The organism is Martinezella multihospitum (assembly GCF_900094585.1).
In the GTDB taxonomy this organism is placed as follows: Bacteria; Pseudomonadota; Alphaproteobacteria; order Rhizobiales; family Rhizobiaceae; genus Rhizobium; species Rhizobium multihospitium.
The window spans coordinates 760978-772460 of sequence record NZ_FMAG01000003.1 but is presented as its reverse complement, the minus strand read 5'-3'; the positions used below and the strand labels follow the sequence as shown (position 1 = coordinate 772460).

Here is an 11483-nt window from a genome sequence, read left to right as displayed (position 1 = left end):
TCGAGACTGAAAGTGCAACCGCGATCAGTTTTCCAGAAGGAAGGCGACGGAGCGGGTGGAAATGGTGATCTGCCCTCCGGCTGGGGTTTCGCCTGCCGTCGTCAGCAGAGACCAGCCGTCGTTCTCGGAAACCGGTAAGGCGACGGAGCGCTCGCCTGCAGCACTGTTGAACACCATCGCAAGGCGCGTCGATCGGCCGGTAGCGCGGTCTTCCGTCCGGATCGCCATGCCGAGCAGGCCCGCGTTCGGCGCTTCCCAATCCGTTACCGCCATCGGCGTTCCGGTGGCGGAGAACCACAGCACATCGCCATCGCCGCGAAAGAAATCCATCTTGCTGAAGGCGGCGAAGCGGCGGCGCAAGCCGGCAAGCCACGCGGTATGGCCGATCAGCTCCTCGTCCAGCGCCGTCCAGTCCACCCAGGTAATGGCGTTATCCTGGCAGTAGGCATTGTTGTTGCCCTGCTGGCTGCGTCCTCCCTCGTCGCCGGCCGTCAGCATGATCGTGCCGCGCGTGGCAAAGAGCGTCGACAGCATGGCTTCGATATCGGCGCGGCGCTTGCGCTGGACCTGCGGGTCGTCCGTCCTGCCTTCCACGCTGTTGTTCCAGGAGAAGTTCTCGTTGTGACCGTCGCGATTGTTCTCGCCGTTGGCCTCGTTGTGTTTGTTCTCATAGGAAACGAGGTCCATCAGCGTGAAGCCGTCATGGGCGGCAAGGAAATTGACGCTGCGCGTCTGCAAGCGCCCGTCGAAGCCGAAGATGGGGTATGAACCGGCAAGAAGCGTCGCTAGATCGCCGATCCTGAGTTCACCCCGCCAGAAGCGGCGCAGATCGTCGCGGGCTCGGTCGTTCCACTCGAGAAAGGGTGCTGGGAAATTTCCGAGCTGATAGCCGCCGGGGCCGATGTCCCAGGGCTCGGCGATCATGATCCGATCTTTGAGGACATCATCCGCCAGCATGGTGCGCAGTGTCATGCTTTCCGGATCGAACCCCTTGCTGCCGCGGCCGATCACGGTCGCAAGATCGAAGCGGAAGCCGTCGATGCCGGCATTGCGGACAAAATGGTTGAGGCTGTCGATGATGAGCTTGCGCGTCGCCGGCTGATCGCAGGCGATGGTATTGCCGGTGCCGGTATCGTTGACCAGCGTGCCGGGCTGATCCGGCAGGTGGCGGAAATAAGTGGGGTTGTCCAGACCGCGCAAGGACAGCGTCGGACCCTGGCGGTCGCTCTCGCCCGTATGGTTGAAGACGAGATCGAGGATGACGGCAATGCCTTCGGCGTGAAGAGCGGCGACCGTCTCGCGCAGCTCCTTCATGCCGCCTGGCACGAGACGCGGATCGAGCGCCATGAAGGCGACGGGATTGTAGCCCCAGCCATTGGTGAGGCCGAGCGGCGGCAGATGCCGCTCGTCGATCCATGCTGTGATCGGCATCAGCTCGATGGCGTCGACCTGCAGGCGCTTGAGATGCGCGATAATGGCGGGATGGGCAAGCGCCCCGACCGTGCCGCGCAGCTTTGCCGGCACATCCGGATGCAGCATGGTGAAAGGTTTGACGGCGATCTCGTAGATCAGGCCGCCGGGCTGAAACAAGGGCTTGGCGGGCTTGGCCGCAACGTCGCGCGAGACGATCGCCTTCGGCATCAGATCCCGCGTGTCTTCGCCGAAGGTTCCGAGGCGCGCATCATATTGGAACGGCCGGTCTATCTCCCTGGCATAGGGGTCGACGAGCAGCTTGGATGGATCGAACCACAGGCCCCGGTCGGGATCGTAGGGGCCATAGGCACGCAAGCCGTAGCGCATGCCTTCCCTGGCATTTTCCACAAAAAGACGATGCTCGTCACCGTCGCGCGTCATTGGCAGGCGCAGGACTTCCTTCTTTCCCTCCGCATCGAAGACGCACAATTCGATTCTCTCGGCATTCCTGGACCAGACGGCAAATTCAACGCCATGATCGGTGAGGGTGGCGCCAAGGGAGCGGATCGTCGGTTCGGACATGCTCGGGCTTTCCGGATCGCTGGAGTGGTCCCCTCTACCCGCTCGCGGGGAGAGGGCTAGGGTGAGGGGCAGGACGCGCGTCAAATTGCGTGGTCGCGGTGAATTTCGAGAAGGCCCCTCATCCGACCAGTCGCTGCCTCACGTCGTTCGGACGCGGCTGGCCACCTTCTCCCCGCATGTGCGGGGAGAAGGACTTTAAGTCATAGTTCAGGTAATCACCGTCGGCGCATCGCGGCCGGTGCGGCCCTTGATGTCGGCGATATCCTGGGCGGCGATGACGAGATCGGCCAGCGCTTCCTGGGTCTCGATATTGTGACGAGTCGGGTCGGCTTCGTAGCGTTCGATGTAGACGCGCAGCGTCGCGCCCGTCGTGCCAGTGCCGGAGAGGCGGAAGACGACGCGGGAGCCGCCCTCGAACATGATGCGGATGCCCTGATGCTGGCTGACCGACTTGTCGACCGGATCGTGATAGGCAAAATCGTCGGCGGCGGAAACGGTGAGGTCGCCGAACTTCGTGCCCGGCAGGGTCGGCAGCTTTTCGCGCAGCGCTGCAATCAAGCCGTTGGCGGCATCGGTATCGACACCTTCATAGTCGTGGCGGGAATAATAGTTGCGGCCATAGGCGGCCCAATGCTGCGTTACGATATCGATGACGCTCTCGCCGCGCACGGCAAGGATGTTCAGCCAGAGCAGCACGGCCCAGAGGCCATCCTTTTCGCGAACATGGTTGGAGCCGGTGCCGGAGCTTTCTTCGCCGCAGATCGTCGCCATGCCGGCATCGAGCAGGTTGCCGAAGAATTTCCAGCCGGTCGGCGTTTCGTAGATGCCAACGCCACGCTTTTCGGCAACGCGGTCGGCGGCACCGCTGGTCGGCATCGAACGGGCGATGCCGGCGATGCCATGCGAATAGCCGGGGGCGAGGTTGGCGTTGGCCGCCAGGATCGCCAGGCTGTCGGACGGGGTAACGTAGATGCCCCTGCCGATGATGAGGTTGCGATCACCATCGCCGTCCGATGCCGCGCCGAAATCAGGCGCATCCTCGCTCATCATGTCGTCGTAGAGTTCTTTGCAATAGACGAGGTTCGGGTCGGGGTGATGACCGCCGAAGTCCGGCAACGGCAGGAAATTGCGTACCGATCCGTCCGGCGCGCCGAGGCGGATTTCGAAGATTTCCTTGGCATAGGGGCCGGTGACGGCGCTCATTGCATCGAAGTTGAGGCGGAAGCCGAGACTGATCAGATTGCGGATCGCGCCGAAATCGAACAGCTCTTCCATGAGGGCTGCATAGTCTTCGACCGGATCGATGACGGAAACGATCATGCCGCCCACATCCTCGCGGGCGATGCGGTCGAGGTTGATATCCGGGAAATCGGCAATCTTGTAGCTGTCGATCACCTTGGAGCGCTCATAGATGGCGTCGGTGATCTTTTCCGGCGCGGGGCCGCCATTGCCGATGTTGTACTTGATGCCGAAGTCTTCGGTCGGGCCGCCGGGATTGTGGCTGGCCGACAGGATGATGCCGCCGAAGGCCTTGTACTTGCGGATGATGTTCGAGGCTGCGGGCGTCGAGAGGATGCCGCCCTTGCCGACCATCACCTTGCCGAAGCCGTTTGCCGCGGCCATCTTGATGGCCTTTTGGATGACTTCGCGATTGTAGTAACGGCCGTCGCCGCCAATGACTAGGGTCTTGCCCTGGTAGCCCTCAAGCGAATCAAAAATCGACTGGATGAAGTTTTCCGCATAATTCGGCTGCTGGAATACGGGAACCTTCTTTCGCAGGCCGGACGTGCCGGGTTTCTGATCCGCGTAGGGAGTGGTGGGTACGGTTTTAATCATCGGGTTAAGCGCCTCTCGAGACTAGACTGGAGTAGAGAGCGGCGTAGCGTTCTGCGCTCCGGCCCCAGGATACGTCGGATTTCATGCCCTGCTTTTGCATCTGCGTCCAGACCTTTCGATCCTGGAAAAGATGCATGGCGCGGCGCACGGCCTGCAAAAGCCCCTCCGCGGTGATGGGCGAAAATTGAATGCCGGTCGCGACTTTTGCCTGCAGCGCGGCATGGTTGGCGTCGATAATCGTATCGTTCAGCCCGCCCGTTCGCGCAACGATGGGCAGGCAGCCGTAACGTAAGCCATAAAGCTGCGTGAGGCCACAGGGTTCGAAGCGCGAGGGAATGATAATCGCATCACAGCCGGCTTGCATCAAATGTGACATGGGTTCGTTATAGCCGGCCGAAACGCCGACACGGCCGCGATGGCGGCCGGCTGCGGCAAAGAGCGCACCCTCCAGCGCCGCATCGCCCGCGCCCAGAATGGCGAGCTTGCCGCCCATGTGGACGATCTCATTGGCGACTTCGGCTAGAAGATCCATGCCCTTCTGCCAAGTGAGCCGGCTGACGACGCAGAAGATCGGACCATCGTCGTCGTCGAGGCCGAAATGCTCGATGACCCGGTGGCGGTTGATGGCGCGATCCTTCAGCGTCGCCGCGCTATAGGTCTGTGCGATCATCGGATCGGTCGCGGGGTTCCAGATGTCATCGTCGATGCCGTTGACGATGCCGTAGAGATTGTAGGCTTTGCTGGCGATGACGCCTTCGAGACCCATGCCGAATTCCGGCGTCAGGATTTCCTCGGCATAGGATGGGCTGACCGTGGTCAAGGCATGTGCCGTCTGCAGTCCGCCTTTCAGGAAACCGACATCGCCGTAATATTCGATGCCTTCCATGGAGAAAGCATGGGCCGGCAGGCGCAGGCCGGGGAAGATGCCGGCGCCGAACTGGCCCTGGAATGCGATGTTGTGGATGGTCAGAACGCTCGGCAGCTCCGGCGTCGGATAATAACGCATGTAGACCGGCACCATGGCCGACTGCCAGTCATGCGCATGCACGAGATCCGGCCGCCAGCCGGGCAGAAGGCCGGCGGCAATTTCCGCGCCGGCCAGCGACAGCGCGGCGAAACGTCGCCAGTTGTCGGGATAGTCCTTGCCCGTCGCATCGACATAGGGGCCGCCGGTGCGGCTGTAATAGGCCGGTGCGTCGAGCACGAGGAAGGAAATGCCCGCGTGCTCGACCTCCAGAACGGTGGCTGGCTCGCCCAGGAGATCCGGAAGTTCGAGGCGAACGACTGGATCGCGGATCGCTTTCATGACGGCGGGGTAGCCCGGAATGAGGGTCTTGGTTTCGACACCATAGGGCTTCAGCGCGATGGGCAGGGCGCCGGCCACGTCGGCCAGGCCCCCTGTCTTGATCAGAGGGAAGACTTCGGACGAAACCGAGAGAACCTTCATAGGTTACAGATCCAGCTTGTCGATCATCGATTGGGTGATCAGGCAGATGCCGCTTTCCGTGCGGCGCCAGCGCTTAGCATCGAGTTCCGGATCCTCGCCAACTACCAGACCTTCGGGAATGGTGACGCCATGGTCGATGACGACATTCTTGAGCTGCGCCCGGCGGCCGATCTTGACGCTCGGCAGCACGACGGCCCCCTCCAGCTTGGAGTAGGAATTGGCGCGCACACCGGTGAAGAGCAGGCTGTTGTAGAGGCTGGCGCCGGAAATGATGCAGTCGCCGGCAACGACGGAGGAGACGGCCGAACCGCGGCGATCCTCGTCGTCGTGCACGAACTTGGCGGGCGGGCTGATTTCGGCGTAGGTCCAGATCGGCCAGGACTTGTCGTAGATGTCGAGTTCCGGCACCACGGCGGTCAGATCGATATTGGCCTGCCAATAGGCATCGATCGTGCCGACATCGCGCCAATAGGCTTCACGCTCGAAATCCGAGCGAACGCAGGACTGCGTGAAGCGATGGGCGACGGCTTTGCCGTTCTTGACGATGTAGGGGATGATGTCCTTGCCGAAGTCGCGGCTGGAATTCGGATCGGCCGCGTCGCGCTTCAGGCATTCGATCAGGAACTTCGTGTGGAAGACGTAGATGCCCATCGATGCCAGCGCGAAATCGGGATTGCCCGGAATGCCGGGCGGATCGGCTGGCTTTTCGACGAAATCGATGATCTCGTCCTTCTCGTTGACATGCATGACGCCGAAGCCGACGGCTTCCATGCGTGGCACCTCAAGGCAGCCGATCGTCACCTGCGCGCCGGAATCGACGTGCTGCTGCAGCATCCACTCATAGTCCATCTTGTAGATGTGGTCGCCGGCGAGGATGACCATGTATTCCGGACCGTATGGCTCGATGATGTCGATGTTCTGATAGACGGCGTCCGCCGTGCCTTCGTACCACTGCGTTTCGGAGACGCGCTGCGAGGCCGGCAGGATATCGAAGCTTTCGTTTCGCTCCGGGCGGAAGAAGTTCCAGCCGCGCTGCATGTGGCGGATCAGCGAATGCGCCTTGTATTGCGTCGCGACGCCGATGCGGCGGATACCGGAATTAAGTGCGTTGGACAGCGCGAAATCGATGATCCGGGTCTTGCCGCCGAAGTACACGGCTGGCTTGGCACGGCGGTCGGTCAGCTCTTTCAGGCGGCTGCCGCGGCCCCCGGCAAGAACGTAGGCCATGGCATCGCGTGCCAGCGGCTGGAAACGTTTTTCTACCATTTTATTCCTCCCTGTCCGTAGTGATATCAGAATTCCGGTTCGAGCATGATGGTCGCCAGTGGAGGCAGCGTTATGATCGCTTGTACGCCTCCGCCTGCATTCACGGCCTGGACACGCCCGCCATTCCCCTTACCGCTGCCGCCGTAAATGTCGGCATCGGTATTCAATATCTCGCGCCACCGCCCCTCAGCTGGCAGGCGCAAGGTGTAATTCTCACGATAGACTGGCGTGAAATTGGTGATGACGGCAACCGGCTTTTCGCCCGGTGCCTTGCGCAGCCATGCGAAGACCGAGTTTTCGAAATCATCGACGACGAGCCATTCGAAGCCATCGCCCTCGCAGTCGCGGGCATGGAGCGCCGGCTTGCTGCGATAGGTGAAATTGAGATCGCGAACGAGGCGGCGCATGCCTTCGTGCATGCGATACTGCAAGAGGTTCCAGTCCAGAGCGCGCTCCTCGCTCCATTCGCTCCACTGCGCGAATTCCTGGCCCATGAACAGCAGCTTCTTGCCGGGATAGCCCCACATGAAGGCGTAGTAGGCTCGCAGATTGGCGAATTTCTGCCAGTCGTCGCCGGACATCTTGGCGATGAGCGATCCCTTGCCGTGGACGACTTCATCATGCGAGAGCGGCAGGACGAAGTTTTCCGAGAAGGCATAGATCAGGCCGAAGGTCAGCTCGTTGTGGTGATACTTGCGATGCACGGCTTCGCGGGAGAGATAGCTCAGCGTGTCGTGCATGAAGCCCATGTTCCACTTGAAGCCGAAGCCGAGACCGCCTTCATGGACGGGTTGCGACACCTTCGGCCACGAGGTCGATTCCTCGGCAATGGTCATGACGCCGGGATGAGCGCCATAGAGCCGCGTATTCATCGACTGCAGGAAGCGGACGGCTTCGAGATTTTCATTGCCGCCATATTCGTTCGGGATCCATTCGCCGTGCTTGCGCGAATAGTCGAGGTAGAGCATGGAGGCGACGGCATCGACGCGCAAACCGTCCAAGTGGTATTTTTCTGCCCAGTAGAGCGCATTGTTCAGCAGATAGGCGAGAACTTCGGTGCGGCCGAAATTGTAGATCGCCGTATTCCAGTCGGGGTGAAAACCCTTGCGCGGATCTTCATGTTCGTAAAGGGCGGTTCCATCGAACCAGCGCAGGCCATGTTCGTCCGTCGGGAAATGCGCTGGCACCCAATCGAGGATAACGCCGATGCCGACTTTGTGGCAGCCGTTGACGAAGCGGGCAAAGCCTTCCGGTTCGCCGAAGCGGGCGGTCGGCGCGTAAAGGCCTGTTGTCTGATAGCCCCAGGACGGATCGTAGGGATGTTCGGTGATCGGCAGGAATTCGATATGGGTAAAGCCCATGTCGACGCAATAGGGGATGAGGCGCGAGGCAAGCTCGTCCCAGGACAGCATCGAGCCGTCGTCCCGGCGCTGCCAGGAGCCGGCATGCACCTCATAGATGGAGATCGGCTGGCGGCGCTGGTCGACGCTTGCCCAATGTTCGCGGTGCGCCGAATCGTCCCAGACCTGAAGCAGTTCGTTGGCGGTGACCGAAGCCGTCTTCGGGCGCAGCTCGCTGCGTCGAGCAAAGGGATCGGCCTTCAGCGGCAGCAATACGCCATCATGGCCGCGGATCTCGAACTTATAGGCAACCCCGGCTGGCACATCCGGGGCGAAGATCTCCCAGATGCCGCTGTCGGAGCGGAAGCGCATGACGTGCCGGCGGCCATCCCAATTGTTGAAATCGCCGACGACCGAAACACGCTGCGCATTCGGCGCCCAGACGGCGAAATGAAAGCCCTGGACGCCTTCATGTTTCAGCGGGTGGGCGCCCATTTTGTCGAACAGGCGCAGATGCGTGCCTTGACGCGCGAAGTAATCGTCCATCGGTCCAAGAACCGGGCCGAAGCTATAGGGATCGGTGACTGCCCATTCGGCATCGCCGCGCCGAGCGCGATAGCGAACCGGCTGCTGCTTGGCGAGTTTGACGTCGCCGGAAAAGAAGCCTGCCGGATCGAGGCATTCGAGTTCGCCGATGACGGAACCGTCGAGCGCCGTGGCGGTGACAGCTTCTGCGCCAAGGATGAAACAGCGGGCCACATAGCCTTCATCCGTCTTGTGAACGCCGAGAACGGCGAACGGATCGGAATGGGTGCCTGCGAGAATTGCAGCAATATCCTCTGCCGAAATATCGCTCGAGCTCGTGCCGTCAGCGGTTTTTTTCGGCTTTTTCATCCGGCTCTCCAGATTTCCTTGGCGTATTGACGGATCGTCCGGTCGGAGGAGAACCAGCCCATGCGAGCGGTATTGTTGATCGTCTTTGCGTACCATTCCGAAGGGTTGGCCCAGAGAATATCGACTTCGCGCTGTGCCGAGGCATAGGCGTCGAAATCGGCGGCGACCATGAACCAGTCGTGGCTATAGATGCCGTCGATCAGGCCGGCGTAGCGGTTGCGGTCGTCGGGGGAGAAGACGCCGGAGGCAATGGCCGAAAGTGCTTGGGCCAATTCGCGCGAACGCTCGATAATGGCGCGCGGATTGTGACCGTCGCTGCGCAGGTTGGCGACCTCATCGGCCCGCAATCCGAAAATGACGATATTGTCCTCGCCGACATTGTCGCGCATTTCGACATTGGCGCCGTCGAGCGTGCCGATGGTCAGCGCGCCGTTGAGGCCGAATTTCATGTTGCCGGTGCCCGAGGCTTCCATGCCGGCGGTCGAAATCTGCTCGGAAAGATCGGCGGCCGGAACCATGACTTCCGCCAGCGAGACGTTGTAGTTCGGCACGAAGACGACCTTCAAGAGGCCGCGCACGGACGGATCGTTGTTGATGACTCGAGCGACGTCGTTGATCAGTTTGATGATGAGTTTCGCGTTGTGATAGCTCGGCGCCGCCTTGCCGGCAAAGAGCTTGACGCGCGGTTGCCAGTCGAGTTCCGGATGCGAGCGGATCTGGTCGTAAAGCGCCACTGCCTCGATGACATTCAGAAGCTGGCGCTTGTATTCATGGATGCGCTTGATCTGGATATCGAACATCGCGTTCGGATCGAGCTTGATGCCCATGCGGCTGGCGACGAGGTTGGAGAGCTGCACCTTGTTGGCACGCTTGACGGCGGCGAACTTCTCCTGGAAGGCGCTGTCGTGGGCGAACTGATCCAGCGGCTTCAGCTGTTCCGCATCGTCGAGGAAGGCGTCGCCGATGGTTTCACGCACGAGGTTCGTCAGTCCGGGATTGCACTGCATCAGCCAGCGCCGCGGCGTGATGCCGTTCGTCTTGTTGTTGATGCGGTCCGGATAGAGCTTGTGCAGGTCGGCAAAGACCGTGACCTTCATCAGATCGGTATGAAGTGCGGAAACGCCGTTGATCGAATGCGAGCCGACGAAGGCGAGATTGCCCATGCGCACGCGGCGATCGCCATTTTCGTCAATCAAAGAGATCGAGCGGATTTCGGTGTCGCTGAAATTGCGCAGCTTGCGCGCTTCCACCAGAACCTTGGCGTTGATGGCGTAGATGATCTGCATATGCCGCGGCAAAAGCCGCTCGAACAGCGGTACAGGCCAGCTTTCCAGTGCTTCCGGCAGCAGGGTGTGGTTGGTGTAGCCGAAGGTGTTTCTGGTGATATCCCAGGCCTTGTCGAAATCGAAGCCGTGGACATCGACCAGCAGACGCATCATTTCCGTAACGGAGACGGCCGGATGCGTGTCGTTCAGCTGGATCGCGACCTTGTCGGCGAGATTGGTCAGATCGTCATACTGCTGCAGGTGGCGGCGCAGGATGTCCTGCAGCGAGGCCGATGAGAAGAAGAATTCCTGGCGCAGGCGCAGCTCTTGGCCGGCGGGCGTCGCATCGGCGGGATAGAGAACGCGCGTCAGGCTTTCCGCCTTGTTGCTTTCGCGCAATGCGCCGATGTGGTCACCGGCGTTGAAGGCATCGAGCAGGATCGGATCGATCGGCTGTGCCGACCAGAGACGTAACGTGTTGACGCGCTGGCCACGCCAGCCGACGACGGGCGTGTCGAATGCGGTGGCGATGACGCGCTCGGCCGGCTTCCAGACGTAACGCGGCTGATCGTCGTGGCTGCCGATGGTCTCGACGGCGCCGCCAAAGCCGATTTCATAGGAGCTTTCCTGGCGTTCGAATTCCCAGGGGTTTCCGTGTGCCAGCCAGGTTTCGGGCAATTCCACTTGCCAGCCATCGGCCATCTGCTGGCGGAAGAGGCCGTGGACGTAGCGAATGCCATAGCCATAGGCCGGCACATCGACGGTTGCCATGGATTCCATGAAACAGGCGGCGAGACGGCCAAGGCCGCCATTGCCGAGCGCTGCATCGGGCTCGAGGCCGGCGATGACACGAATATCGACGCCCAGCGATGCGAGAGCGTTGGTGATCTCTTCCATCAGGCCGAGATTGGAGATGGCGTCGCGCATCAGGCGGCCGATGAGGAATTCGAGAGACAGATAGTAAACGCGCTTGGCACCCGTCTGATAGGCTTTTCGGGTCGATTCGATCCATTTGTCGATGACGCGGTCGCGGATGACAAGGATCGTTGCCGTCAGCCAGTCGTGCGGCTTGGCGACCTTTGCATCCTTGCCGATGCGGTAAGTCAGGCGCTCGATGATTTCTTCGGCAAGGATTTCGGGGCGGGAACTGCGCGGGGCTGGAACGGGGAGATCGGCCTTCGTCAAGTTATTCATACTATCAACTCTCGCCATTTGTGATTTATATTCAGCGTGTTACGCTCAATTAAATCGATTTGCCTTTCCGTTTCACTATCAGTTTACGCACCGATGTAAAGCAGTTGCAACAAGCGAGTTGGGCGGATGCGAAAAATGCCGCCAAAGGTTTGCCGTGCGTGGGAAAAGACTTGATTCCGATGATGTTTCGAGCTTTTATTCGCGCATCGATCAAACGAAAAGCCGCGCGATACTCGCATCGCGCGG

General features: G+C 60.8%; 6 protein-coding genes. All 6 read right to left on the bottom strand.

Annotated elements, in window-relative coordinates; genetic code table 11:
* Window positions 1-24: 24 nt before the first annotated feature.
* On the bottom strand, window positions 25-1995 hold the full coding sequence (gene glgX / locus GA0061103_RS15330) for a glycogen debranching protein GlgX (RefSeq protein WP_092712484.1): 1971 nt from the start codon (window positions 1993-1995) through the stop codon (window positions 25-27).
* 207 nt (window positions 1996-2202) lie between these two features.
* A complete protein-coding gene (locus GA0061103_RS15325) occupies window positions 2203-3831 on the bottom strand; it encodes an alpha-D-glucose phosphate-specific phosphoglucomutase (RefSeq protein WP_092712482.1) in 1629 nt (542 codons plus the stop codon).
* 4 nt (window positions 3832-3835) lie between these two features.
* A complete protein-coding gene (gene glgA, locus GA0061103_RS15320; protein WP_092712480.1) occupies window positions 3836-5278 on the bottom strand; it encodes a glycogen synthase GlgA in 1443 nt (480 codons plus the stop codon).
* Between the two features lie 3 nt (window positions 5279-5281).
* A complete protein-coding gene (gene glgC / locus GA0061103_RS15315) occupies window positions 5282-6544 on the bottom strand; it encodes a glucose-1-phosphate adenylyltransferase (RefSeq protein ID WP_092712479.1) in 1263 nt (420 codons plus the stop codon).
* Between the two features lie 26 nt (window positions 6545-6570).
* Window positions 6571-8778 (bottom strand): 1,4-alpha-glucan branching protein GlgB, encoded by a 2208-nt coding sequence (gene glgB, locus GA0061103_RS15310; protein ID WP_092712477.1) that lies wholly within the window; start codon window positions 8776-8778, stop codon window positions 6571-6573.
* The gene (locus GA0061103_RS15305) at window positions 8775-11237 is read right to left on the bottom strand and encodes a glycogen/starch/alpha-glucan phosphorylase (RefSeq protein ID WP_092712475.1); all 2463 of its coding nucleotides are present in this window, start codon (window positions 11235-11237) and stop codon (window positions 8775-8777) included. Before GA0061103_RS15305 ends, glgB begins: the two co-directional genes overlap by 4 nt.
* Window positions 11238-11483 lie beyond the last annotated feature (246 nt).

Bases quoted from the DNA above. Each gene is read 5' to 3' on its own strand.
- glgX (WP_092712484.1), bottom strand. From the start codon at position 1,995: ATGTCCGAACCGACGATCCGCTCCCTTGGCGCCACCCTCACCGATCAT.
- GA0061103_RS15325 (WP_092712482.1), bottom strand. From the start codon at position 3,831: ATGATTAAAACCGTACCCACCACTCCCTACGCGGATCAGAAACCCGGC.
- glgA (WP_092712480.1), bottom strand. From the start codon at position 5,278: ATGAAGGTTCTCTCGGTTTCGTCCGAAGTCTTCCCTCTGATCAAGACA.
- glgC (WP_092712479.1), bottom strand. From the start codon at position 6,544: ATGGTAGAAAAACGTTTCCAGCCGCTGGCACGCGATGCCATGGCCTAC.
- glgB (WP_092712477.1), bottom strand. From the start codon at position 8,778: ATGAAAAAGCCGAAAAAAACCGCTGACGGCACGAGCTCGAGCGATATT.
- GA0061103_RS15305 (WP_092712475.1), bottom strand. From the start codon at position 11,237: ATGAATAACTTGACGAAGGCCGATCTCCCCGTTCCAGCCCCGCGCAGT.